Consider the following 26,880-nt stretch of genomic DNA (forward strand, 5'->3'; position numbering starts at 1 on the left):
TCAAATAATATGAAAGCAGAGAAAATTATTAAATTAGCAAACGGTTACTTAATGTTGTTTATCGTTTTATTGTTGTTTTTTGGCGGAATTGCCATGTCTTTCTTTAAAGAAGCTCCAATTTTTATTCTGGTTTCTATTCTTGGGTTTATTGGTTTTTTCGGATTTATTCTTGTAAACCCAAATACTTCTAAAGTTATCTTACTTTTTGGTAAATATGTGGGTACCATAAAAGAAAATGGTTTATACTGGGCAAATCCACTTTACAGAAAAAAAACAATTTCTTTAAGAGCTAGTAATTTTGATAGTGAGCGTTTAAAAGTAAACGATAAACTAGGAAACCCTGTAATGATTTCCACTATCTTAGTTTGGCGAGTAACAAACACTTACAAAGCTGCTTTTGATGTAGATAATTACGAGAATTTTGTACGTGTACAAACAGATGCTGCTGTGCGTAAATTGGCAAGCATGTATCCTTATGACAATTTTGCTGATGAAGGTCATGATGAAGATATTACCTTACGTTCTAGCGTAAACGAAGTTTCTGAAGCTTTAGAAAAAGAAATTGATGAACGTTTAACAATTGCAGGTATAGAAGTATTAGAAGCTAGAATTGGGTATTTGGCATATGCTAATGAAATTGCTTCTGCCATGTTAAAAAGACAACAAGCCACTGCAATTGTAGCTGCAAGACATAAAATTGTACAAGGTGCAGTAGAAATGGTAGAAATGGCTTTAGAAGAACTAAACAAAAAAGAAATTGTAGAATTAGATGAAGAAAGAAAAGCTGCAATGGTTAGTAATTTACTCGTTATTTTATGTGGTGATAAAGAAGCTTCGCCAGTTGTAAATGCAGGAACCTTGAGTCATTAAGATGAAAGATAAGAAAACATATAAAAAAGGAACAGGTTTAGCTTTAGGCATATCATTTGGAGCAGCATTAGGTGCTATTCTAGGTAACGTTGCAATAGGAATTAGCTTAGGATTGCTTTTTGGCATTGCTTATGGAAATAAATTATCTAGAAATAAGGAAAAGTAATGAAAAAATTTATACTGGTTGATGGATATGTATATATGAATAATCACCAACTTTTTTTAGAGATTAACAGATTCAAAAACGATTTAAAATCTCGGGGAGGTTGGCTTGGAATATTTTTTGCTCTAGTTGGAATTAGTGTTTTTCATAGTATAAAAACGATAAACTATTTTAAAACATTTTTCGACTATTTTGATTTAGGACTTCGAATTTTAGGTTTAATCACTATTGTTTTCGTTTTCATTTATCTGATATTTTTTTATAAGTCTAAAAAAAAATTACTGATTAACGAGATCACCAAAATCAAAATAGAAAAAATACTATTGGAAACAGAAGTAACAATTTATTTTTCTAAAAGAAGAAGATTAAATCTAACTTTTAGAAATCTAGAAAATCAATTAGAACCATTTATTGAAGAGATAAAAAAAAGAAATTCAAGAATTACCATTAAAAACATATAAATGAATCAAAAACAAATTTTGGCAATTGGAGTTGGTACAGCTTTAGGTACCTCTATAGGAACTACCTTTGGTGCTGTTACTAACAACGTTGCAATCAGCACAGTTTATGGTTCTATCATAGGTAGTGCAATTGGTGCAATAATTGCTTTTACCATTTTAAAAAACACAAAAGAATGAAAGAATATAAAGTAGTGAACTGGAAAATGGGATTATCCAAAAACAATCAAAAACTTGAGGATACTCTAAATCAGTATGCAAGAGAAGGTTGGGTTTTAAAACATCTTGCAGAAAATACAGCAAGAATAGTTCTAGAAAGAGATAAAAACAGATAAGATGAAAGTTTTTAAAGAAGAACAACGTTTTACACAATTGTGGTTAATTGTTTTAATGGCAGTTAGTTTAATTGTTCCTATTGCTATTCTTTTTCAGGAATACAATAAACCTGAATCTTCTTTATCTTTAAATAAATTAATCCTAACTATTACTGTTATTCTACTAACTGCGCTTTTAATTTTTACTTTTAAGTTAACCACTAGAATCGATGAAAAAGGAATTTACTACCAGTTTTTTCCTTTTCATATAAGGTTAAAATTAATTGCTTGGCAAGATATTTCTAAAGCTTATGTTCGTAATTACGACCCAATTGGAGAATATGGTGGTTGGGGATTTAAAGGAGGTGCACTTTGGAACTCAAAGAAAGGCAAAGCCATCAATGTTTCTGGTGATGTTGGCATTCAATTAGAACTAAAAACAGGCAAAAAACTATTAATAGGCACTCAAAAAGAAAACGATGCCAAAAGCGTTTTAGCCACGTATGCATCAAAAATAAATTTATCATGATACGTTTTATCAGTTATTTAATTTTTACTGTTTGTTCAATTTCGGTTTCATTGGCACAAATGAATTCAGAAGAAATTATGATACATAATCTTGGCATTCAATTGCCAGGAACTTTAACGTATGCTCAAGAAAATTCACCTTTAATCATTTGGGTTCATGGTTCTGGTGGTGTAGATAGAGATGGAAATCAAGCACAATACATCAAACAATTTAGAAAAGCTGTTAATCAAGAAAATATTGCATTTTTTAGTTACGATAAAAGAACTTCCAACCCAAAAAATAGCACCATTTTGCAACAAGATGGAATTATTTTTAATGATTTTGTAAGTGATGTAAAAGAAGTGGTCAATCATTTTAAAAACGATAATCGTTTTACAGAAATTATTTTAGCAGGTCATAGCCAAGGCTCATTAATTGCAATGTTAGCCTTAGAAAATGTAGATAAATACATTTCTATTGCTGGTGCAGGAGAAACTATTGATAAAACTTTAGTCAAACAAATATCAAAACAAAGTCCTATTTATGGTGCCTTAACAGAAAAATACTTGAAAGAGTTAAAAGAAACAGGACAAATTAAAGAAGTAGACCCAAACTTAATGTCGCTTTTTGCGCCTCAAAACCAACCTTTTTTAAGTTCTTGGATTGCAATAAATCCAACAGAAGAAATTAAAAAAATAAAAATACCTATTTTAATTGTAAATGGTGATAAAGATTTTCAGGTTATGGTAACTGATGCAGAAATTTTAAAAGCTGCAAAACCTGACGCAAAAATTGTAATCATAAAAAACATGAATCATGTGCTTAAAGACATTCAAAAAAATGAAGAAAATTTAGCATCGTATTCAAATCCAAATTTTTCGATTTCTAAACAACTCATCCAAACAATTGTTGAATTTGTAAAAAAATAAAATGGCAAAAAAGAAAGCTTTCGCATTGCGAATAAATGAAGATATGATAAAGGCTATCGAAAAATGGGCTGCAGATGAGTTTCGTTCTACAAACGGACAAATAGAATGGATGTTAATGCAAGCTCTAAAAGAAGCCAAAAGAGAACCTAAAAAGAAAGAAGAATAGTTTAAAACACCTATTTTAATTGTTAAAAAAACGCTCAATTTTTATTGAGCGTTTTCTATTTTGTATATTGTTGGCTAAATTCAAATTCAATAAATCTTACACAATGAAAAAACTACTAACCTTACTTTTTTTATGCGCTACTTCCCTACTCTTTTCGCAAGAGTTTTCTATGGATTTAGTAAAAAATATGAAACCTAGAAACATTGGTCCTGGAGGCATGTCTGGTCGTGTTACAACCATAGATGTTGTAGAGTCTAATCCAGAAATTATGTACGTAGGTACAGCCTCTGGTGGTATCTGGAAATCTACTTCTGGTGGTATTAAATGGGAACCAATTTTCGAAAAAGAATTAACGGCTTCTATTGGTGCAATTGCCATTCAGCAATCTAACCCAAGTGTAATTTGGGCAGGTACAGGAGAAGGAAACCCAAGAAATAGTTTAAATGGTGGTTTTGGTATTTATAAATCTTTAGATGCTGGTAAAACCTGGACAGCTATGGGTTTAGAAAAAACCAGACATATACACAGAGTAATTATTCATCCAACAAATCCAGATGTGGTTTATGTGGCTGCAATTGGTTCTCCTTGGGGAGAGCACAAAGAACGTGGAGTGTACAAAACGACAGATGGTGGTAAAACTTGGACACAAATTTTATTTAACAATGTAAAAACAGGAGCTGCAGATTTAATTATGGATCCTACAAATCCTAACAAATTAATTGCTGCAATGTGGGAGCACAAACGTGATCCTTGGTTTTTTAATTCTGGTGGTAAAGGAAGTGGTTTATACATTACACATGATGGTGGAGATAACTGGAAAAAAATAACAGATAAAGAAGGTTTCCCTAAAGGGGATTTAGGAAGAATTGGGGTAGCAATTGCACCTAGTAATCCAGAAATAATTTACGCTTTAGTAGAAGCCAAAAAAAATGCACTTTACAAAAGTGAAGATGCAGGTTTTACTTGGAAAAAAATTAACGATAAACCAGGTATTGGTAACAGACCTTTTTATTATTCAGAAATTTATGTAGATCCACAAAACGAAAACAGAGTTTTTTCAGTATTTACTTATGTAAATGTTTCGCAAGATGGAGGTAAAAACTTTAAACAATTAATGCCTGCTTATGGTGTAGATAATGGGGTTCACCCAGATCATCATGCATGGTGGATTCATCCAAATAATGGAAAATTTATGATTGATGGTAATGATGGTGGATTAAACATTACTAAAGATGGTGGAAAAACTTGGCGTTTTATAGGGAACATTCCTGTTGCTCAATTTTATCACATAAATGTGGATAATGAATTTCCTTACAATGTGTATGGAGGTATGCAAGATAATGGTTCTTGGAGAGGACCAGCTTATGTTTGGAAAGCGCAAGGAATTAGAAACTCTTATTGGCAAGAAATTTCTTTTGGTGATGGTTTTGATGTAGTACCAGATAAAGACGATTCAAGATATGGATGGACTATGAGTCAGCAAGGTTCTGTTTCTAGATTCGATTATTTAACAGGTAATAATTATGGTGTAAAACCAACACATAAAGATCCAAATGTAAAATTACGTTTCAATTGGAATGCTGCTATTAATATAGATCCTTTCGATAATTCTACGTTATATTTTGGTAGCCAATATGTACATAAATCTACAGACAAAGGGTTAACTTGGACAGTTATTTCGCCAGATTTATCTACCAACGATCCAGAAAAATTAAAACAAGCAGAAAGTGGTGGTTTAACTATGGATGCTACAGGTGCCGAAAATCACTGTACAGTTTTAGTAATAGAACCAAGTGTTTTAGAAAAAGATGTGTTATGGGCGGCTACAGATGATGGCCAAGTACATATCACTAAAAATGGTGGAGAAACTTGGGCAAATGTTGCCAAAAACATTAAAGATTTACCAGCAAATAGTTGGATTACACAAATTAAAGCATCAAACAAAAACAAAGGAGAAGCGCTTTTAATTGCTAACGATTACAGACGTTTTAATTACACGCCTTATGCATACAGAACCAAAAACTATGGTAAAACTTGGGAGCGTATTGTAGATGAAAATGATGTACAAAGCTATACATTATGTATTATTGAAGATCCTGAAAATGCAAACTTATTATTTTTAGGTACTGACGATGGTTTATATATTTCTATTGATGCTGCAAAGACTTGGACAAAATGGACAGAAGGTTTTCCAACTGTACCTGTTAAAGATTTAGTAATTCATCCAAGAGAAAATGATTTGGTAATTGGTACTTTTGGAAGAGCCGCTTGGGTTTTAGATGACATTCGTCCTTTAAGAAAAATGGCATCAGAAAATGTAATTGCTAAAAAATTAGAATTATTTGAACCACCAACTGCTTATCAAGCAGCAACGCAACAACCAACTGGAAGCAGATTTGGAGCAGATGCTTTATACCAAGGAGAAAACAGAAAAGGTGGCGCAATTATTTCTTATTACATCAACAAACCAAAGGTTGATAAAAAAGCAGCAAAAGATAACAAAGAGGTTAAAGCTAAAAAAGCAAAATACGATTCTATTAAATTAGAAATTTTTGATGGTGATCGACAAATTAGAACTTTAAAATTTAAAGCTCCTAAAGAGAATGGTGTTCATAAAACCACTTGGTATTTAAGAGAAAAAGGTGTGGCTAGAGCTTCTAGAAGAATTCGTAAATCTAGAGGAGAACCAGGTGGAGTTTCTGTAAAACCAGGTACATATAAGTTAAAAATGACGTTTGGTGATGCAGTTTCTGAACAAAATATAAAAGTTGAATTCGATCCTAGATTAGAAATTTCTGAAACGGCTATCAATCAAAAATATGAGGCTAGTAAAGAGCTAGAAAAATATCAAGAAAAGATAGCCAATGTTGTAAAACAATTGGTAGAAAGTAAAAATACAGCAACTTCTATAAAATCTGATTTATCTAAAGAAGACAAGAAAAAATACAAATCAGAAATTAAATCATCAACAGAAATTATTAAAAAAATTGATAGTTTAACTGCCATGTATTTAGGTACAATAGACAAAAGGCAAGGAATTACAAGAAACCCAGAGGTTACTGTAAACCAACGTTTTGGACAAGCCAGTAGATATATCCGTTCTCGTTTTGGAGAGCAAACTGAAACTGAAACAGTTTTAATGAATCAATTTATTGATGAGTTTAAAAAAGCATTAGCAGCAACAAATAGCTTTTTTAATAAAGATTGGGTAGACTATAAAAAATCGGTAGAAAATATTAATATATCTCCGTTTAAAGAAACTAAAATTTATTCTGCGAATTAATTTATTTATGAAGCATATCCTATTGATTTTGAGCTTGATTCTTTTATCTAATAAGATTCAAGCTCAAAATTCTTCTGATAACAAAGTAGGTACTTGGTACATGTTTAATGGATCTCATAAAATCTCTGAAAAGTTTACAATAAAAAGTGCAATTCATTTTAGATACTTTGAGTTTATAACAGATTATCAACAAGAAATTTATAGGTTGGGGTTGAATTATAAAATCAATCCAATTACTAATTTTACCTTGGGTAGTGTATATTCTATTACAGATAATTCATATCAACAAGATTTACCAGATTTATATGAATACAGATTTTATCAAGATTTAAATATTAAAGATCAATGGGGAAATTTTGGAGTAAAGCATAGAGTACGACTGGCGCAACGTTTTAAAAGACAAAATTTTGTAAATAAGACAACACATAGAATACGATATGGATTGTTTATGAATCATCCTATATCAAAAAAATTAACCACATATATTTTTAATGAAATTTTTATAAAGTTTGCAAAAAAAACGTTTGGTCAAAACAGAACTGGTTTTGGCTTTTTACAAAAGCTAAGCAACCAAATGAAATTAAAAATAGGTTATATGTATACGCAGTTTAGCACTTCAAAATCTCAAAGATTACAACTGGGTATCATTTTAAACACAAATCATCTTAAAAAAAATAATTAATGACAGCTCCTTTTTTTACAAATGATGCCATTGTTTTTGGTGTATTAATGATTTCTTTAGGTTTCGTTTTTTACACAGAAAATTTGAAGTCTGGTTTTTGGCCTAAATTTTATAAAATAGTTCCAGGTTTATTTATGGCCTATTTTATACCTGCAATTTTTACAACATTGGGTGTTATAGCTCCTGAATGGGAAACCGAAAATAATTTAGGCGAAGTTGTAAAAAACAGCTCTAATTTATACTATGTTTCTAGTCGTTTTTTATTACCAGCTGCTTTGGTTTTAATGACATTGAGTATCGATTTAAAAGCCATCTTTAACTTAGGTTCTAAGGCTTTAATTATGTTTTTTACAGGTACTGTTGGTATTATTATTGGAGGGCCAATTGCCATTTTATTAATCTCTATTTTTTCTCCAGAAACTGTTGGTGGTTCAGATTTTGATGCAGTTTGGAGAGGCTTATCTACTTTAGCAGGAAGTTGGATTGGTGGTGGAGCCAACCAAACTGCCATGTTAGAAATTTACAAATTTAACCCTGCAAAATACGGAGGAATGGTTTTTGTTGATATTGTAGTAGCCAACATTTGGATGGCTATCTTATTAATAGGAATTGGTAAAAAAGACAAAATAGACAAGTGGCTAAAAGCAGATACTTCTGCCATCGAAGATTTAAAAGCTAAAGTTTCGCAATTTTCTCAAAAAGTAAAAAGAAATCCGTCTTTAACAGATTTAATGATTATGCTTGCTATTGCATTTGGTACTGTTGGTTTTGGTCATTTTGCATCAAAATATTTAAGTGCTTTTTTTACTGATTTTGTAAACGGAATGGATTCACAAACTTGGCGAAATATTTTCTCTTTTTTAGGTTCTGGTTTCTTTTGGTTAATTAGCATTTCTACTTTAGTTGCTATTATTTTATCGTTTACAAAAGCAAAAAATTACGAAGGTGCAGGCGCCAGCAAATTGGGTAGTGTTTTTATCTACATTTTAGTTGCCACAATTGGTATGAAAATGGATTTATTAATGATTCTAGACAATGTGGGTTTAATAGCCATTGGTTTAGTTTGGATGTCTATACACGCAGGTTTGTTAATCTTTGTTGCCAAATTAATTAAAGCACCTTATTTCTTTTTAGCAGTTGGTAGTCAAGCTAATGTTGGTGGTGCAGCCTCTGCTCCTATTGTTGCGCAAGCTTTTCATCCGTCTTTAGCAACAGTTGGAGTTTTACTAGCTGTTTTTGGGTATGCAATTGGTACTGTTGGCGCAATTTTATGTACCATTTTAATGGAATTATCTGCCACTGTTTAAATAAAAATCAGCATATTTGCTCTCCAAAATTTTAATTTAGAATGAAAAAATTTATAACTGTTTTATCACTTTCAATAATCCTTTTTGCTTGTTCATCAAAAAAAGAAGGAAACATGATTGTACAAGGACAAATTAAAGGCCTTAAAAAAGGAAAATTGTATTTACAGAAAATGGTAGATACTGTTTTAGTTTCTGTAGATTCTGTAGCTTTATTAGGTAAAGACACGTTTAAATTAACGGATGATTTAGAATCGCCTGTTTTATATTACTTAACTTTTGACGGAAACACCACTGACAAAAGAATTTTATTTTTTGGCGAAAAAGGTACAATTACCATCAATGATAAAGTTGATAATTTTGGGATAAACCCTGAGATTAACGGATCTAAAAATCAAGAAATTTTAGAAAAATACAACATGATGAGTAAAAAGTTTCAAAATCAACGTTTGGAATTTATCAAAAAAGATTTTGAAGCTAAAAAAATAAAAGATCAAGACTTAATTGAACAATTAGAAAAAGACTATCAAAAATTGGTAAAAAGGCGTGTATTGTATACCACAAATTTTGCATTAAATAATGCAGATTCTGAAGTTGCCCCTTACATTGGTTTAACAGAAATGTATGATGCTAGTTTAAAACTATTAGACACGGTTAATAATGCTTTAACTCCACGAATTAAAGCTTCTGATTATGGCAAGCGATTTCAAGAATATTTAGATAAGATAAAAGCTAACGAAAATAAATAAATTTATAGCAACGTTTTTAGTACCTCTTTAAATACAAAAAATCCGAACATTGCTGTTCGGATTTTCTATTTGATTGAATTTACTCTAAGCTATTATTGTTTAATAAACTTAGCAGTTCCTGTTGTTCCACTAACATCGTATTTTACTAAATACATACCAGAAGTTAAATTAGAAATATCTAAAGAAGCATTTGTTTTATTTACATCAATGCTCATTACTCTTTTACCTAATACATTAAAAACATCAGCTCTTTGAATAGTTTCTTTAGCAGAAATATTTAATCTATTTGATGCTGGGTTAGGATACATAGAGAAACCTAATAAGGCATTGTTTTCTACACTTGCAGTACCTTGAACAAATAAATAAACATTGTCTAAATAATATAACCCTGCTGTACCTGCTTGCGTAATTAAGAACTCTTTTATTGAAGCTCTGTCTCCATTTAATTCAAAATCTTTTGATTGCCAATTTTTTATTTCATCCTGACTTGATATAGGATTACTAATATCAATTGCATTTGTTTCTCCATTTTGAACGCCATGGTTCGATAATTTAGGATTTAAAACCTGACCAACTTGATGATCAATAGCAATCCAATAATCCATATGTAAATGCGTCATCCCTGATACATCAGTATAATCTCCTAAAGACATTCCTAAAAAATTTGATCCTGAGATTTTTAAAACATTGTTTCCATCAATAGAAACCTCTTCAAAATCTGAATCATCCCAAGTTACGTTAGAAATTGTAGTAGCAGCTGTGTAAGCATCACTATATAGAGATATTACATTCTGTTCATCAAAACTTGGAGGCGTTGGTGGTGCATCAGTAGGTGCTACATCAGCTGGAGGCGCTCCAGCTTTTGGACCACTAATATTATCAACATAAAAAGTTCTTTCATCTTTTGTTACATCTCCAAAAGCAGCTACTCCTGCAGCCCAATATGCATGTATAACAAAATTATTGTACTGACCATTTGCAGCAGCAGCTTTACCGTCTTTAACAGAGTTAAATGTAAAAGTTAACGTCTGCCAAGTCCCATCACCATTGTGAGTTACTTCAGCAGCAGCTTCTGGAGCTCCGTTAACGCCTCCATTAACTTTCACTAAAAATGATATTGCTGTTGATGATTTTACATCAATAGTCATAGATTGAGTAGAAGTTAAGTCTGCGGCATCTGATAGCGTAAAATTTGAACCTTGCCAAACTTGTCCATCAGAATTAGCAACTATTTCTAAAACTTGTGATGTGTTTGAACCTGTACCTGTAACAACAGATGGAGCAGGCATATCTCCAAAAGGATCTCCTAAAACACCACCACTTTCACCTGTTTCAAAACCTAATAACAGATCTTGTGAAAACCCAATCGATGTTATCAAAAGGGCAAATAATAATGTAATTTTTTTCATAATTGTAATAATTTAAAACGTTATACTACAATATTAACCCAAAACTACTCTTTTTTATCATTTACAACCAATACAAAAAACATACAATACATAAATTAAATTAATAATTGAGGAAAACCCTATTTAATAAGGGTTTAGAAACGTGTTGACCTATTTTAAATTATACTCTAAAATTGTACCTTGTATAGGTTATGTATAGGCAAAAAAGATAATGTTTGGATAAAATAAGGAGATTAAAAAAATGATTAAACTAAAAAAACACCCTTAAAAATGATAATTCAAAAATTTTATCAAATAAATATTAATATTTACATAATATTATAAAACAACATTTGTTATTTTCTCAAGAGATGTTAAAATAAATAATCACAGAAATAAAACGGCATTTATTGCCTATATTCTAAAATTATACTAAATGAGATATTTTTTAAACTTTAAATTTATAAACTCCTAATTGGTTTTATATGAGGTTGACGCTCTAAACTAAAATTTTGTTTTTTTTATGCTTACCATCGTTAACTTCCACTTTTTGAGTTTGTGCCAAAAAAAACACTTGCCGTTAGCAAGTGTTCATCATTTTTATTTTTATGTAATATAAAATCGCTTAGCATTTTAAGTTAGCATACCTCCATCTACAGATAAAGTTTGACCAGTGATATAAGCACTCATATCAGATGCTAAAAACACACATGCATTTGCAATATCTTCTGGCTTGCCTCCTCTTTTTAAAGGAATTGAATCTCGCCAACCTTGTACTACTTTTTCATCTAGTTTATCTGTCATTTCAGTTTCTATAAAACCAGGAGCAATAACATTACTTCTAACATTTCTAGAACCCAACTCTAAAGCTACTGATTTAGAAAAACCAACAATACCTGCTTTAGATGCTGCATAATTTGTTTGCCCTGCGTTACCTTTTAAACCAACTACAGAACTCATATTTATTATAGAACCTGCCCTTTGCTTCATCATTGGTCTAATAACTGCTTTTGTTAAATTAAAAACAGATTTTAAATTTACTTCGATTACTTTATCAAAATCTTCTTCAGAAATTCGCATTAACAAATTGTCTTTAGTAATACCTGCATTGTTTACTAAAACATCTATAGTACCAAACTCTTTTTGTACTTCTTTGGCTAATTCTTGAGCAGCATTAAAATCAGCAGCATTAGATTGATATCCTTTTGCCAAAACTCCAAAGGCTTTTAACTCTTCTTCTAAGGCTTTTGCAGCATCTACAGAAGAACTGTATGTAAACGCAACATTAGCACCTTGTTTTGCAAATTCAACAGCAATACCTCTTCCAATACCTCTTGTTGCACCAGTAATTATTGCAGATTTATTTTCTAGTAATTTCATATTATTATGTTTAGTTGATATTCAAATATAAAAGAAATTCCCGTTTTTCACGGGAATTTATATTATTCTAAATAGCGTACTTTTTGTTATTTTAAAACACTAGCAACCATTTCTCCAATTTTAGCTGGTGAACTTACTACGTGCACACCATTTGCTGCTAAGATTTCCATTTTTGCTTGTGCAGTATCATCAGCACCACCAACAATAGCTCCTGCATGCCCCATTGTTCTACCAGCAGGTGCAGTTTGCCCAGCAATAAAACCAACAACAGGTTTTCTGTTACCATCAGCTTTAATCCATTGTGCAGCTTCAGCTTCTAAATTACCACCAATTTCACCAATCATTACAATTGCTTCAGTTTCATCATCATTCATTAACATTTCTACAGCTTCTTTAGTTGTAGTTCCAATAATTGGATCTCCACCAATACCAATAGCTGTTGTAATTCCATATCCTTGTTTTACAACCTGATCTGCAGCTTCATAAGTTAAAGTACCAGATTTAGATACGATACCTACTTTACCTTTTTTAAAGATAAAACCTGGCATAATACCAACTTTAGCCTCTTCTGGAGTAATAACTCCTGGGCAGTTAGGCCCAACCAATCTTGTGTCTTTATCAGCGATATACGCTTTTACTTTTACCATATCTGCTGTAGGAATACCTTCTGTAATACAGATGATAACTTTAATACCCGCATCTGCAGATTCCATAATTGCATCTGCAGCAAATGCTGGTGGTACAAAAATAATTGAAGTGTCAGCACCAACCTTTTCAACAGCTTCAACAACTGTATTAAAAACTGGTTTTCCTAAATGTTCTTGACCTCCTTTACCAGGAGTTACACCACCAACAACATTGGTACCATAATCAATCATTTGACCTGCGTGAAAAGTACCTTCACTACCAGTAAAACCTTGTACAATAATTTTTGAATCTTTGTTTACTAAAACACTCATGGTTTATTATTTTTAGTCCATTTTATTAATTTTTTTTCTAAAAAAGAAAATTTTTAATGGATATCTGTTAATTTTATTTACGCAAAAATAGTTGATTGTTGGCTTTCAAAAAAAGAAAATCCGAAAATTCTTGTCTTATAAATTCCATATAAAAAGTTAAAATTTATTGTGAATGATTTTTATCTCTCAATAATCTTTTTAAACCTGCTAATTGTTTTAATTTTTCTCTAGATTCTTCGATTGGCGTACCAAAATAGGATTTGCCACCAGCAACAGATTTTGTAACGCCTGTTTGCCCAAGAATAACAGCTCCCTTACCAATTGTAATTCCGCTATTGGTACCAACTTGTCCCCAAATGGTAACTTCGTCTTCTATAATTACACAACCTGCAATACCTGTTTGCGAAGCTATTAAACATTTTTTACCAATTACGGTATCATGCCCTACATGAACTTGGTTATCTATTTTTGTACCTTGTTTGATGGTTGTATCACCTGTAACTCCTTTATCAATAGTACAAGAAGCACCTAAATCTACATCATCTTCTAATACAACTCTACCCCCAGAAATTAATTTATCAAAACCTGTTGGTCTATTTTTGTAGTAAAATGCATCTGCTCCTAAAACTGTATTGGCATGAATTGTAACATTATTACCAATTATACAATTATCATAAATGGTTACATTGGGATGAATAACACAATTAGAACCAATAACTACATTATTCCCTATAAAAACATTAGGTTGAATTACAGAAGCTTCACCAATAATCGCAGTTGCTGCAATACTTACTTTGGATGCTATAAATGGATTAAAATGTTTTGTAATCTTATTAAAATCACGAAAAGGATCATCAGAAATTAACAAAGCTTTACCCTCTGGACACGCTACTTTTTTGTTGATTAAAATAGTTGTTGCTGCAGAATTTAAAGCTTTATCGTAATATTTAGGATGATCTACAAAAACGATATCTCCTTTTTCTACCACGTGAATTTCATTGATTCCTAGAATCTCAAAATTTTTATCACCAATAAAATCTACATCTAAAAGTGATGCAATTTCTTGTAAAGTTTGTGGAGTTTTGAATTTCATATTTGGCTATTCGCTTTTGGCAGTTCACTATTAGCTAAAAGCTTTTACTCTTTAATTCGTTCTTGATAAGTTCCTTTTGTAGTTTCTATCTTAATTTTATCGCCTTCATTAATAAACAAAGGTACATTTACTGATGCTCCTGTTTCTACAGTTGCTGGTTTTGTAGCATTTGTTGCTGTATTACCCTTAACACCTGGTTCTGTATGTGTAACTTCTAAAATAACACTTTGTGGCATTTCTACAGAAAGTGGTGCATCATCTTCAGAATTGATAATGATGGTTACAATTTCTCCTTCTTTCATTAACTCTGGAGTATCTAAAGCATTTTTTTGCAATTGAATTTGAGAATAATCTTGCTCATTCATAAAATGATAGGTATCACCATCATTATATAAATATTGAAACTTATGGGTTTCTACTCTAACGTCATCAATTTTTCTACCTGCAGGAAACGTATTATCTACTACTTTACCATTGGTAACACTTTTTAATTTTGTTCTTACAAACGCAGGCCCTTTTCCTGGTTTTACGTGTAAAAATTCAACAATTTTATAAATATCGTTATTATACCTAATACATAATCCGTTTCTAATATCTGATGTTGTTGCCATTTTTTGGTTTTTTAGTTTTTAGTTCTTGGTTTATGGTTATTATTTTACAACTAATAACCTGTATCCAACAACTTTTATTAATTTGCTTTATAATATCCTTTCATTATTCCTCTGTGAGAATCTTTTATAAATTGAATGATTTCATCACGTTCTGGAGTTGCTTCCATTTCTGCTTCAATAATATCTATTGCCTGTGTATTATTATAATTTCTCTGAAATAAAATTCTATAAATATCTTGAATTTCTCTAATTTTTTCTGTGGTATACCCTCTTCTTCTTAAGCCTACTGAATTGATACCTACGTATGATAAAGGTTCTCTGGCAGATTTTACATACGGGGGAACATCTTTTCTAACTAAAGAACCACCAGTTACAAATGCATGATTACCAACTGATGCAAATTGGTGCACAGCAACCATACCTGCTAAAACCACATTATCTCCAATGGTTACATGGCCTGCTAAAGTAGTGTTATTTGAAAAAATACAATTATCACCAACTAAACAATCATGAGCTATGTGACAGTATGCCATAATTAAACAATTGTTACCCACAACAGTTTTAGACCTATCTTTTGTACCTCTATTGATGGTTACACACTCTCTTATGGTTACATTATCACCAATTTCTACAGTTGTTTCTTCATCATCAAATTTTAAATCTTGAGGAATTGCTGAAATAACTGAACCAGGAAAAATTCGACAATTTTTACCAATTGTAGCGCCTTCCATAATTGTTACGTTAGAACCTATCCAAGTTCCAGAACCTATGGTTACATTATTATGTATGGTTGTAAAAGGTTCTATAACTACATTTCTTGCAATTTTGGCTTGGGGGTGTACATAAGCTAAAGGCTGATTCATAATTTATTTTTTTCTTGCTATTTGTGCCATTAGCTCTGCTTCTGCAACTAATTTTCCGTTGGCGTAAGCATACGCTTGCATATGACAAATACCTCTTCTAATTGGCGTTATTAATTCTGCTTTAAAAGTTAACGTGTCTCCGGGTAAAACTTTTTGTTTAAACTTAACATTGTCCATTTTCATGAAATATGTTAAATAATTTTCTGGATCAGGTACTGTACTTAACACTAAAATACCTCCACACTGAGCCATAGCTTCTACTTGTAAAACTCCTGGCATTACAGGTGCCCCAGGAAAATGACCTACGAAGAAGTTTTCGTTCATGGTTACATTTTTCATTCCTACAACATGTCTATCAGATAGCTCTAAAATTCTATCTACTAACAAAAACGGTGGTCTGTGAGGTAAAATATCCATTATTTGATGTATATCTAGTAATGGAGGTTGATTTAAATCATATTGAGGTACGTTGTTTCTTTTTTCTGCTTTGATAATTTTTGCTAACTTTTTAGCAAACAATGTATTGACCAAATGACCTGGCTTATTTGCAATTACTTTACCTCTAATTCTTGTGCCAACTAATGCTAAATCTCCAATAACATCTAATAATTTATGACGAGCAGCTTCATTGGCCCAATGCAATGTTAAGTTGTCTAAGATTCCATTAGGTTTTACAGAAATATTGTCTTTTTTAAATGCTTTTTTTAATTTTTGCATTGTGCTATCTGACAATTCTTTATCTACATAAACAATCGCGTTGTTTAAATCACCACCTTTAATTAGGTCGTTTTCTAACAACATTTCTATTTCATGTAAAAAACTGAATGTTCTTGCGCCCGCAATTTCAGTTTTAAAATCGGCAATATTTTCTAATATTGCATTTTGGGTACCTAATATTTTGGTACCAAAATCTACCATTGTTGTAACCTGATACTCGTTAGAAGGCATTAAAATAATTTCGCTTCCAGAGATTTCATCTTTATACGAAATAATTTCTTTCACTACATATTCTTCAATTTCTGCATCTTGTTCTTGTATACCTGCTTTTTCTAAAGCTTCTACAAAATATTTTGAAGATCCATCCATAATTGGAGGTTCAGAAGCGTTTACTTCTATCAACAAATTATCGATATCTAAGCCAACAGCAGCAGCTAAAACATGTTCAGAAGTTTGTATTTGAACTCCGTTTTTTTCTAGATTTGTTCCTCTTTGTGTGGTAACAACAAATTCTGCTTTAGCTTCTATAGTTGGAGCACCTTCTAAATCTACTCTGCAAAATGCAAAACCATGATTTATTGGAGCCGGTTTTAACGTCATTGACACAGTATTACCAGTGTGCAAGCCTACACCTGATAAGGTAACTTCTGATTTTATTGTTTTCTGTTTTTTACTCATTTTTCACTAACTTTTTTCAGCGCTTAAATTTTTTTCTATTTTACTTAATGATGCTGCTATTTTAGGTAAATTTCTAAAATGCACATAGCTTTTATTAAAATCTGGATAACTAAATGCTGGTGTACCTTGTACAACTTCGTTGTCTTTTAAGCTTTTAGAAATTCCTGATTGAGCTTGAATTTTTACATGATTACCAATTGTAATATGGCCAACAATGCCAACTTGGCCACCTATCATACAATTTTCACCTATTTTAGATGAGCCAGCAACTCCTGTTTGGGCAGCTATAACAGTATTTTCTCCCACCTCAACATTATGAGCTATTTGTATTTGATTGTCTAATTTTACACCTTTTCGAATAATTGTTGAGCCTAATGTAGCCCTATCTATGGTTGAACCAGAGCCAATATCAACATAATCTTCGATAATTACATTTCCTATTTGTGGTATGGCTTTAAAATGCCCTTCTTGGTCTGGTGCAAAACCAAAACCATCTGAGCCAATAATACAACCTGAATGAATTTTACAATAGTTGCCTATTTGTGTTTCAGAATAAATTTTAACTCCGGCAAAAATTGTACAATTATTACCAATAGTTGTATTATCACCTATATAACTGTTAGGGTATATTTTAACATTATCACCAATAATTACATTTTCACCAATATAAGAAAATGCCCCAATATATTCATTTGATCCAATTTTAGAAGACGCACCAATAAAGTGTGGAGTTTCTCTGCCCACTTTATTATTTTTTACTTCATTATAAAACTCTAATAATTTTGAAAATGCTTCATATGCATTCTCTACCTTTATGAGCGTAGTATGTATTTCTTTTTCTGGCTCAAAACTTTCATTTACTATGGCAATAGATGCTTTTGTAGTATATAAAAATGGGCTGTATTTTGGATTTGATAAAAAGGTTAACGATCCTTTTTCACCTTCTTCTATTTTTGATAATTTAGAAACCTCTTCATCAGGATTACCTACTACTCTGCCTTCTAAAATATCTGCTATTTGCTTTGCTGTAAATTTCATCAAATGCAAAAGTATAAAATTTATAGGTATTTGGCTAATCTCATTTTACTTTGGATAGCAAATTATGTGTTTTATAACTGGTTTTGTTAGGGCTAGTAAATTTAATTGGTCAGATGCTTTTGCAATATCTTTTAGTTTTCCTTTTTTATTAAGAATGTAAATTGGTTTTTGAGTTTGATAAGCTTGATTTTGAATTTGCTGAGAAAAAACGAAATAATTTATTTCATCAAGAGATAAATTTAATTTTTTTGAATACTTACGCTTTTTTTTATCAATCGTAACCGTATCAAAACTATTTTTTTGAACTTCTATTCGTAGTAATTTTCTATCAACAATCATTTTTGATAATAAAGACAATACATTATCGGAGTGTGTTGTCCATTCTTTTATTGCAGATAAAATATCGTAATCATCTAACTTAGCAAACATTTTTAAAGTTTCTTCGGTAAAATTATCTTGATTGATTTGATTGTACAAGAAGTATTTTAAGTCAGCACTACCATAGAGTTTCTCGCCATTTTCTGCCAATTCTTTAGCTCGTTTTAACACATTAACCAACATATTTTCTGCCACAATGCCTGTTTTATGCAAATACACTTGCCAATACATTAAACGTCTTGCTATTAAAAATTTTTCTACAGAATAAATTCCTTTTTGTTCAATAACTAATTCATCATTCTTTACATTCATCATTACAATTAATCTATCTGATGAAATATTTCCTTCTGTAACTCCTGTGTAAAAACTATCTCGTTTTAAATAATCTAAACGATCTATATCTAACTGACTAGAAATTAGTTGGCATAAAAATTTACGGTGATATTTCCCTTCAAAAATTTCGATTGCTAAGCCTAATTTTCCTTGAAACTCTTCATTAAGGTTTTTCATAAACTTTAAAGAAATTTCTTCGTGTGAAATTCCGCTTACAATACTATGTTCTAATGCATGAGAAAAAGCGCCATGACCAATATCGTGTAACAAAATAGCTAAATACAATGCTTTTTCTTCTTGCTCAGAAATTTGTACACCTTTAAAGCGTAGCACTCTAATGGCCTTTTCCATTAAATAAGTACAGCCCAAAGCATGATGAAAACGGGTATGATTGGCACCTGGGTATACCAAGTTTGAAAACCCCATTTGTGTAATACGCCTTAATCTTTGAAAATATGGATGTTCTATAATGTCAAAAATTAAAGGATTTTGAATCTGAATGAATCCGTAAATAGGGTCGTTTAAAATTTTTAATTTATTGGGCTTTTTTTTCTTCAAAAGAGCGGTTTTTATCAATCTAAGGCAAAATACGACTTAATGCCACAAATTCGCAAATTAAAAAGGATTGATTTTATGTGTTCGTTTTTTTAGAGATGAATATCAAAACAATACGTTGTAATTGTATGTTTTTGGCAATATTTTATCATTTTAACACTCGTAAAAATACAACAAAATGGTACTTTTAACTTTTAAAGTTAAAAATTAAAATATATGAGTAGCATACAAATTTTATGGGTTGATGATGAAATTGAATTATTAAAGCCTCATATTCTTTTTTTAGAACGTAAAAACTATAAAGTTACAACATGCACAAATGGTGCAGATGCCATAGATTTAGTAGATGAAACAAATTTTGATATTGTTTTTTTAGACGAAAATATGCCAGGTTTAACTGGCTTAGATACACTTAAAGAAATTAAACAAAAACAGGCAAATTTACCTGTGGTGATGATTACCAAAAGTGAAGAGGAATATTTAATGGAAGAAGCAATAGGTTCTAAAATTGCTGATTATTTGATAAAACCTGTAAATCCGAGTCAGATTCTGTTAAGCTTAAAGAAAAATTTAGACAATTCGCGTTTGGTGTCTGCCAAAACCACTTCTAGCTATCAACAAGAGTTTCGAAAAATTTCTATGGATTTGGCTATGGTAAATTCTTACGAAGAGTGGATTGACTTATACAAAAAATTAATTCATTGGGAATTAGAGCTAGAAAACATTAGCGACTCTGGAATGTTGGGTATTTTAGAAAGCCAAAAGCAAGAAGCAAATAATCAGTTTTTTAAATTTATTAAAAAAAATTATGAAGATTTTTTAACGGCTCATGACAAACCTACTTTTTCGCATACCTTATTTAAAGATTACGTTGTACCTGAGTTAAGTGATAAACAAGGTGTTTTATGGGTGGTTATCGATAATTTGCGCTATGATCAATACCGCATTTTAGAACCCTTAATCAACAATTTTTATAAAAAAGATGAAGAATATTCTTACTTTTCTATTTTACCAACAGCAACACAATATGCCAGAAATGCTATTTTTTCTGGTTTGATGCCTTCGGAAATGGAAAAACGTCATCCAAATTATTGGAAAAATGATACTGATGAAGGTGGTATGAATTTATTTGAAAATGAGTTTTTATCCGCTCAAATAAAAAGGCTTGGTTTAGACCTTCAACACGATTATTATAAGATTACATCTTTAAAGAGCGGAAAAGAATTGGCCGACAATTATAATGGCACCAAGCAAAACGACTTAACTACAGTGGTTTACAATTTTGTTGATATGCTTTCGCATTCAAAAACAGAAATGGAGGTGATTAAAGAATTGGCTGGCGACGATAAAGCGTATAGAAGTTTAACATTAAGTTGGTTTAAGAATTCGCCTTTATTTGAAATTATTCAAAAAGCACAACATTTAGGTCAAAAATTAATTATCACTACAGACCATGGAACCATTAATTGCAAACACCCAACTAAAGTTATTGGCGATAAAAACATAAGTGCAAATTTACGTTACAAAACTGGTAGAAGTTTAAGTTATGAAGATAAGGACGTGTATGCAGTTCGTAATCCTAAAGATATTTTTTTACCCACAGTTGCTATGAATGCTCCGTTTATTTTTGCGAAAGAAGATTTGTTTTTTGCATATCCTAATAACTTTAATCACTTTGTAAAATATTATAAGAACACCTATCAACATGGGGGCGTTTCTTTAGAAGAAGTTATTATTCCTTGCGCTGTTTATAGTCCTAAGTAAAAATAAGTTCGATATCGGTTTTTTAGTTTAACATAGATTTATTTTACTGATAAACAGTAGATTATTATTACAAACATTACTGAGATAAGACTAAATTTTTATTGAAATTAGCTTGCAAAGCAAATGGTGTACATGAGAAATCTTAAATTTAAATTTCTTCATTTTAGTTGAAAGCGTATTCCTTTCAAAGAATAAAAATTATTACGCAGCGTTGTTCTTAAAAGTTAAAGAATTATAGGATATAAAGTTATTTTTCATTTTTTTAAACCATTTTAAAAGGCTAAAAAAAATCAAAAATAACTTTATCTTACTTTTTTATGAATTTGTATCAACAATGATTATCACTAAAAAAAATTAAAACTTTAAATTTTCGTGCTTATCCCAAAGCCCCCAATAAGCTCCAACTACACCTTCTGCACCAACTTTCCAAGACTCATCAAAAGATGAGAAATAGAATATTTCTATATCTTCTTTATTTGCCCATGCCATAGCATTGATAAAGTATTTCATAGCATTTTCTGATGAAGAATGTGCAGCACCCAAACTTTCGCCTTCGCTTGGCCAACCTGTTTCTGTTATAATTACTTTTTTGCCTTTTGCCGCTTCTAAGGCTACACCAAACATTTTTTGCATATGTGCTAAAGAATAATTAATATCACAACCTTCCCAATAAGGATAACAGTTCGATAAAATAACATCACAAGCATCAGTAATATTGGGTCTGTGAGCAAATTCGTAGTAAGCATCTACATATCCTACAGGAATATTCATACCTTTTAAAGCTTCTTTTACTCTGTTGATGTAGCCTAACAATTCATTTTCTGTTAACTCTTTACGATACATTACTTCATTACCTACTGCAGCAATATCTACACAACCTTCTTTAGCCAATTGGATTAAACCTTCAATTTCTTCTTCATTTTTTTCTATATCATCACCTAACCAAGCACCAACCAAGTTTTTAATTCCATGTTTTTTGGCCATTCTGGGTATATGTTCATTACCTTCTATACAAGAGAAAGAGCGGATCCATTTAGTATGAGGTTTTAATATTTTTACTCTTCTTTCTACTTGTTCTTCTGTAATGATATCACCTGGTTCTTGGCCATCTTCATACATACTAAAACAAATTCCATGCATACCTGCATTTAACGTGTTTCTCCAAACTTCTATTAAATCTTCATTAGATTTATATTTACTAAAATCAACACCAGTAGCTTCTGAATAATTGGCTTTTAATTTAAAATGATGTTCTTTTCTGTATGACATTTTTAATTTATTTAATAGTTATAATTCTCCTCTACGTTTTACCAGAGTTTCTTTAATTTCTTTAGCTCTTTGTTCATTTAAACTGTATGTCCACATTACTAGCATTGCCAAAGCTGCTGTTGAAGCAGGAACAATAATATCTGCGATTCTCAGAGAAGTCATTGTTTCTACTGCTTGTTCAGTTATATTTTGATCAAAACCAACAATTTTTAAGATAACACCACTTAAAATTATGGCAATTGCTTGTCCTAATTTTACCATCCACCAGTAAATTGCTCCAAATGTACCTTCTTTTCTTGGCATACCATTTTCTAATTCATCTAAATCACAAACATCTGCGGTCATACTCATCATTAGAGTAAATAAACCTCCCATACCAAAAGCAAAAAAAGGAATTGGCAAAAAGATTAACCAAGGAATGCCATTACTTACATCTATACTAAACCAAGACATGCCTGCACTATCTAAATACGGATTTAAAAATTCGAATATAGCAGCAACTCCATTTGTCATGGATTCTCCTAAAACAGTTTGATTAAAGCTTTCGTTAAGTTCTATATCAAATCCCCACCATTTTAAAATGTATCCAATTATTGATAAAAATGTAGATATTAAAAAGGCATTTCTTTTTCCCCATTTTGTAGCCATTTTAGAAATGATTGGAATAACAATAAATGCAGTGATAATTGCATTAAGCGTATTAAACCAAGCTGGCCAAGTACCTGCCTGTTCCCAACTACCGGCATTCATATAAAATACAATAATAAAAACAGAAAACGCAGCAACCAATTGAAAACCATTAAACACTAAAAAAGTAGCGCCACATAATTTCATAAAGGGCTTGTTTTTAGATACCTGTTTGATGCCATTAAACAATTCTTTCATATTAGATGCTAAAGTTTTAAAGTTAATTACTTGGCGATTTTCCATATTTGCAGAATCTATTCCTCTACAAAAAAATGCGGGTAATGCACCAAAAACAATGCAAACTACACCAACAATAACTGCCATGGTTCTTACCCCTTCAGCTGGATTATCAAACGTGTTTACATCTGGTATAATTACATATAACCAAGGTACTATCATCCAAGCAATTTGCCCCATGCTATTTGCTAAGCTCATTAACCTTGTTCTTTCATTATAATCTGATGTCATTTCATACCCCAAACCAACCAATGGTGTTGCAAACATTGTATTACCTATTAAAAATAAGATTTGCAATATCATTACATACCAAAAATTAAAGGTCTGTGAAGCGTTTTCATCTAGTTGCCACATTAATATAAAGAGAATACCACTTATTATAGACCCTGCAAAAATATATGGCCTTCTTCTACCCCATTTCGATTTAGTGTTATCTGAAACAAAGCCCATAATAGGATCTGTTAAAGCGTCAAATATTCTTGGCAATCCACCTAAAAGTCCTGCCCAAACAGGATCCATTCCAAAAGCAGTTAAGATAAATACTTGGAGATACACACCTAGAACACCTGGTAGGAGATTAAGTACAAAATGACCTGAGCCAAAAGCTGCTTTTTGTCCAAATGGGACTTTACCTCTTGAAGGAGTAGTTGATTTTGCTGACATATATTTATTGTTTATAATTAATTTTTTGATTCGTTAGGAATTACAATGGTTTGTATTGCTTGTCCTTGTATTTTTAGAGTTACACTTTTTGTGTTCAATGTTAATTGAATATTTTTTGCCTTTTCTTTTTCATTGAAAAGCACTACTGCAATGGAGCCGTCTGTATTTTCTGCAGCTGTTATCATAATATCTTTATCTTGATGATTGACCTCAATAATTTTAGCTTCTGGCCTAATAAACCTACTAAAATGAGCCATTGTGTAATACAAAGGTGTAAAGTAGACTTCATCAGTTTCTGGATTTACAATTACTGGAGCTATACACCAGTTTTTAAACCAATTAGGGCCTCCTTGTGTATCTAAAACCATATTCCAATCAATCCAACCATCAACATAATTGTTTAAGCAACCAATAATATCTCTTGCATATCTATTTACTGGAGCATATTTTGGATGCATATGCTTGTCTTTTTCTGGAGCCCAAGTATACCCCCAATCTGTTGCTTCTTTTTTCCAATACCAAGCATCATCTTTCCAAACAGGAACCTGAGCATCTATACAAGCTTCTGACTGAATTAAATGTTTATTTGGTGCTTTTTGATGTGCATATTGTAATTCCTCTGGGTAATAATGCAAAGTACTTGCATACCAGTGAATAGCTGTACCATCAAAATACTTTGAAGTTTCTTTGGTTGCATATTGCGAATCTACCCATTCATTTAAATGCTCTCTATTTTGATCGTACCCTAAAATCTTTACTTCTGGGTAATCTGCTTTTAATTTTGGGCCCAAATGATTTACGACAAAGTTGGTCATTTCATCAGGGGTAAAATGCATACTTTCCCAATTGTTTCCATTTCCTAATGGTTCATTTTCAACTGTAAAACCCCAAATATCAATACCTTCATTTTTGTATGCAGATACATATTTTGAGAAAAATAACGCCCAGGTATCATAATATTCTGGTAAAAGTTTGCCTCCAACCCATTCTTTATTATCTTTCATCCAAGGTGAGGCTGTCCAAGGTGAGGTTAAGATTTTAAATCCGTCTTTAGATACTTTAATCGCATCTTTGATCATCGGAATGATATCATCTTTATCTTCTTCAATAGTGAAGTGTTTCAGGTCTTTATCGTCTTCAACAGGAGCATATGAATATTGGCTTAGCGAAAAATCGCATGAATTCATGTGTGTTCTTGTTAGTGAATATTTAGCGCCACTTTCACCAAAATAAGCTTCAATAATTGAATCTCTATTTTTTTTACTAATTTGATTTAATAAATACGCTGTAGATTCTGTAAAAGAACCACCAAAACCAGTAATAGTCTGTTTTTTTTGATTTTGTAACAAGGCTACTTCAACCATATGTTTTATATTTTCATCCGAAGAAAAATTGTCTAATTTGGTTAAAGTATTTCCGTTTGCAGAAGTTTCAAAAACCTCTATGACTAATTGTTCTTCTTGAGGAGCGCAACTTATAATCATAATTGATAGAAATAAATAGGATAAATATTTAATCGTTTTCATAATTCTTTTTTATCTTGGATAATCTGTATTCGGAACCAACACTGTTTTTAGCAGTGCTTCTTTATCGCCATTAAACGTTTTTGTGATAGTTTTGCCACCTCTTGTTAAGCCTTTAAAAGTGCCATTATCTACCAAATCCCAAATGGGATATTTTGCTTCACCATTTAAATTGATTAATCCAAAATGATTTTCTGAACCTAAAGGGTTACCAGCGTCTTTCCATTGTTCATCAAAAGCCTCGAAATAAAAACAAGAAATACCTGCTTTATTTGTCCAATCTCTTAAATGCTTATAATACAACCCTTGTTTATATTGGTCTGTAGCTCTAGAACCATTTACACCATAATAACCTGATGATACTGTTGCCCAACCAGTTTCACCTATATGAATTTGCTTAGTACTATCAATACTATGTACATATTTCTTAACATTGTTGTAATGCATTTTTGCAAAATCTAAAGCACGTAACATGGCATTGTCTACTTTTTCTAGGTCTGATAAATTGTTATCTTCTTCAGGAACTTTCCAAAAGCTGGGGTTGTAGTGTGAATTGTGATAAGCATAGGTATGCATAGAAACATAATCAACCGCTTTAATTAGTTTGGGTAAATCTTCATTTTCTCTGTATATTTCTTCTCCACCACCCCAAGACGCAAAATCATCTGAACTAGTTATCCATAAATCTTTTGATAGTTTGCCTTCACTTTTTAAATTTTGAAGATGTGTAACCCATTTTAAGATTACATTGGGTTGCACAAAGTAACTAGTTGCCCATTTTACCATGGCTTCATTACCCACAGCAATTACCTTTACAATATCTGGATATTGATTTGCTAAGGCTACTGCCCTTGCAATTTCTCCTTCGTTTTGCGGACTTTCTACATTATGGTCTGGTGTTTTATCTGTCCAAGCATTTAAACAATCTATCCAAGCCCCTAACATTACATACATTTCGAAATTGGCATCTTCTTTTTTTAGCTCAGAAATGGCTTTTAAAATATTTGATGCGTGTGGCAATTTTGGTTGCACATTATAGGTTCTTAAAATGCGAATACCCATGGCATGCATTATTTTTAAATCTTCTTTTAATTGTGGAATTGTAGGTTGTTTTTCCCTAGAATTCTCTCTATACCCTCCGTAAGAAATTGCTAAATAATCTGGGTTACCCAAAATATCTGCAGCTGTTAATTCTTTTTTTGTTTTCAAAACTGTATTTTCTTTTTTTTCTGATTTTACACAAGATATCATAGAAACTAAGCAAACTAGGTAAAGAAATGATTGTAAATTGTTTTTCATTTTTTTGTCTTATTTTATG

Annotated in this window: 26 protein-coding genes; 13 read left to right on the forward strand and 13 right to left on the reverse strand. The window is 31.4% G+C overall.

All coding sequences use genetic code 11. The features are described 5' to 3' along the window. Positions 1-9: 9 nt before the first annotated feature. From ACW9UN_RS12885 to ACW9UN_RS12940, 12 genes are all read left to right on the forward strand, one after another. Positions 10-870 (forward strand): SPFH domain-containing protein, encoded by an 861-nt coding sequence (locus tag ACW9UN_RS12885; RefSeq protein WP_459486707.1) that lies wholly within the window; start codon positions 10-12, stop codon positions 868-870. Between the two features lies 1 nt (position 871). Next, positions 872-1,036 (forward strand): glycine zipper domain-containing protein, encoded by a 165-nt coding sequence (locus ACW9UN_RS12890; RefSeq protein ID WP_459486708.1) that lies wholly within the window; start codon positions 872-874, stop codon positions 1,034-1,036. After that, positions 1,036-1,494, forward strand: coding sequence for a hypothetical protein (locus tag ACW9UN_RS12895; RefSeq protein ID WP_459486709.1), 459 nt, complete (start codon positions 1,036-1,038; stop codon positions 1,492-1,494). The genes ACW9UN_RS12890 and ACW9UN_RS12895 overlap by 1 nt, the downstream gene beginning before the upstream one ends. Next, positions 1,495-1,671, forward strand: coding sequence for a hypothetical protein (locus ACW9UN_RS12900; protein ID WP_459486710.1), 177 nt, complete (start codon positions 1,495-1,497; stop codon positions 1,669-1,671). Further along, positions 1,668-1,826 (forward strand): DUF4177 domain-containing protein, encoded by a 159-nt coding sequence (locus ACW9UN_RS12905; RefSeq protein ID WP_076686431.1) that lies wholly within the window; start codon positions 1,668-1,670, stop codon positions 1,824-1,826. The genes ACW9UN_RS12900 and ACW9UN_RS12905 overlap by 4 nt, the downstream gene beginning before the upstream one ends. Position 1,827: 1 nt before the next feature. After that, complete coding sequence (locus ACW9UN_RS12910) at positions 1,828-2,334, forward strand: hypothetical protein (protein ID WP_459486711.1); 507 nt, start codon at positions 1,828-1,830, stop codon at positions 2,332-2,334. After that, positions 2,331-3,242, forward strand: a complete 912-nt coding sequence (locus ACW9UN_RS12915) for an alpha/beta hydrolase (RefSeq protein ID WP_459486712.1) — start codon at positions 2,331-2,333, stop codon at positions 3,240-3,242. The genes ACW9UN_RS12910 and ACW9UN_RS12915 overlap by 4 nt, the downstream gene beginning before the upstream one ends. Position 3,243: 1 nt before the next feature. After that, complete coding sequence (locus tag ACW9UN_RS12920) at positions 3,244-3,408, forward strand: type II toxin-antitoxin system antitoxin (protein WP_081411166.1); 165 nt, start codon at positions 3,244-3,246, stop codon at positions 3,406-3,408. A 103-nt stretch (positions 3,409-3,511) separates the two neighbouring features. Beyond that, positions 3,512-6,691: a WD40/YVTN/BNR-like repeat-containing protein gene (locus ACW9UN_RS12925; RefSeq protein ID WP_459486713.1), complete on the forward strand. Its 3,180-nt coding sequence runs from the start codon at positions 3,512-3,514 to the stop codon at positions 6,689-6,691. 7 nt (positions 6,692-6,698) lie between these two features. Beyond that, entirely contained in the window at positions 6,699-7,373 is a 675-nt protein-coding gene (locus tag ACW9UN_RS12930) for a DUF2490 domain-containing protein (protein WP_459486714.1), read from the forward strand. Beyond that, positions 7,373-8,680, forward strand: a complete 1,308-nt coding sequence (locus ACW9UN_RS12935) for a DUF819 family protein (RefSeq protein WP_459486715.1) — start codon at positions 7,373-7,375, stop codon at positions 8,678-8,680. The genes ACW9UN_RS12930 and ACW9UN_RS12935 overlap by 1 nt, the downstream gene beginning before the upstream one ends. 41 nt (positions 8,681-8,721) lie before the next feature. Next, on the forward strand, positions 8,722-9,426 hold the full coding sequence (locus tag ACW9UN_RS12940) for a DUF4369 domain-containing protein (RefSeq protein ID WP_459486716.1): 705 nt from the start codon (positions 8,722-8,724) through the stop codon (positions 9,424-9,426). Between the two features lie 92 nt (positions 9,427-9,518). Here the strand turns inward: ACW9UN_RS12940 and ACW9UN_RS12945 are convergent, their stop codons facing one another. The 9 genes from ACW9UN_RS12945 to ACW9UN_RS12985 form a co-directional block, all read right to left on the reverse strand. Continuing rightward, on the reverse strand, positions 9,519-10,835 hold the full coding sequence (locus ACW9UN_RS12945) for a T9SS type A sorting domain-containing protein (protein ID WP_459486717.1): 1,317 nt from the start codon (positions 10,833-10,835) through the stop codon (positions 9,519-9,521). Between the two features lie 612 nt (positions 10,836-11,447). Further along, a complete protein-coding gene (fabG, locus tag ACW9UN_RS12950; RefSeq protein WP_459486718.1) occupies positions 11,448-12,194 on the reverse strand; it encodes a 3-oxoacyl-[acyl-carrier-protein] reductase in 747 nt (248 codons plus the stop codon). 86 nt (positions 12,195-12,280) lie between these two features. Continuing rightward, a complete protein-coding gene (gene sucD / locus ACW9UN_RS12955) occupies positions 12,281-13,153 on the reverse strand; it encodes a succinate--CoA ligase subunit alpha (protein WP_459486719.1) in 873 nt (290 codons plus the stop codon). Positions 13,154-13,316: 163 nt separating this feature from the next. Next, entirely contained in the window at positions 13,317-14,246 is a 930-nt protein-coding gene (locus ACW9UN_RS12960) for a UDP-3-O-(3-hydroxymyristoyl)glucosamine N-acyltransferase (RefSeq protein ID WP_459486720.1), read from the reverse strand. 44 nt (positions 14,247-14,290) lie between these two features. Further along, a complete protein-coding gene (efp, locus tag ACW9UN_RS12965; protein WP_459486721.1) occupies positions 14,291-14,857 on the reverse strand; it encodes an elongation factor P in 567 nt (188 codons plus the stop codon). 77 nt (positions 14,858-14,934) lie between these two features. Beyond that, a complete protein-coding gene (lpxA, locus tag ACW9UN_RS12970; protein ID WP_459486722.1) occupies positions 14,935-15,720 on the reverse strand; it encodes an acyl-ACP--UDP-N-acetylglucosamine O-acyltransferase in 786 nt (261 codons plus the stop codon). Positions 15,721-15,723: 3 nt separating this feature from the next. Further along, the gene (locus ACW9UN_RS12975) at positions 15,724-17,115 is read right to left on the reverse strand and encodes a bifunctional UDP-3-O-[3-hydroxymyristoyl] N-acetylglucosamine deacetylase/3-hydroxyacyl-ACP dehydratase (RefSeq protein WP_459486723.1); all 1,392 of its coding nucleotides are present in this window, start codon (positions 17,113-17,115) and stop codon (positions 15,724-15,726) included. Between the two features lie 6 nt (positions 17,116-17,121). After that, entirely contained in the window at positions 17,122-18,153 is a 1,032-nt protein-coding gene (gene lpxD, locus ACW9UN_RS12980) for a UDP-3-O-(3-hydroxymyristoyl)glucosamine N-acyltransferase (RefSeq protein WP_459486724.1), read from the reverse strand. A gap of 45 nt (positions 18,154-18,198) precedes the next feature. Beyond that, entirely contained in the window at positions 18,199-19,422 is a 1,224-nt protein-coding gene (locus ACW9UN_RS12985; protein WP_459486725.1) for an HD domain-containing protein, read from the reverse strand. A gap of 213 nt (positions 19,423-19,635) precedes the next feature. Here ACW9UN_RS12985 and porX point away from each other — a divergent pair, with 213 nt between their 5' ends. After that, complete coding sequence (gene porX, locus ACW9UN_RS12990) at positions 19,636-21,183, forward strand: T9SS response regulator signal transducer PorX (RefSeq protein WP_459486726.1); 1,548 nt, start codon at positions 19,636-19,638, stop codon at positions 21,181-21,183. Between the two features lie 354 nt (positions 21,184-21,537). Here porX and ACW9UN_RS12995 read toward each other — a convergent pair whose 3' ends face one another. Genes ACW9UN_RS12995 through ACW9UN_RS13010 form a run of 4 tightly spaced genes read right to left on the reverse strand, consistent with a single transcriptional unit; the run spans position 21,538 to position 26,861 of the window. Then, the gene (locus ACW9UN_RS12995) at positions 21,538-22,452 is read right to left on the reverse strand and encodes a glycoside hydrolase family 17 protein (RefSeq protein WP_459486727.1); all 915 of its coding nucleotides are present in this window, start codon (positions 22,450-22,452) and stop codon (positions 21,538-21,540) included. Positions 22,453-22,470: 18 nt separating this feature from the next. Further along, entirely contained in the window at positions 22,471-24,039 is a 1,569-nt protein-coding gene (locus ACW9UN_RS13000) for an MFS transporter (RefSeq protein ID WP_459486728.1), read from the reverse strand. A 17-nt stretch (positions 24,040-24,056) separates the two neighbouring features. Continuing rightward, the gene (locus tag ACW9UN_RS13005; protein ID WP_459486730.1) at positions 24,057-25,565 is read right to left on the reverse strand and encodes a glycoside hydrolase family 30 protein; all 1,509 of its coding nucleotides are present in this window, start codon (positions 25,563-25,565) and stop codon (positions 24,057-24,059) included. A 9-nt stretch (positions 25,566-25,574) separates the two neighbouring features. After that, a complete protein-coding gene (locus ACW9UN_RS13010; protein WP_459486731.1) occupies positions 25,575-26,861 on the reverse strand; it encodes a glycoside hydrolase family 17 protein in 1,287 nt (428 codons plus the stop codon). Positions 26,862-26,880 lie beyond the last annotated feature (19 nt).

This window comes from Polaribacter litoreus (assembly GCF_054584775.1).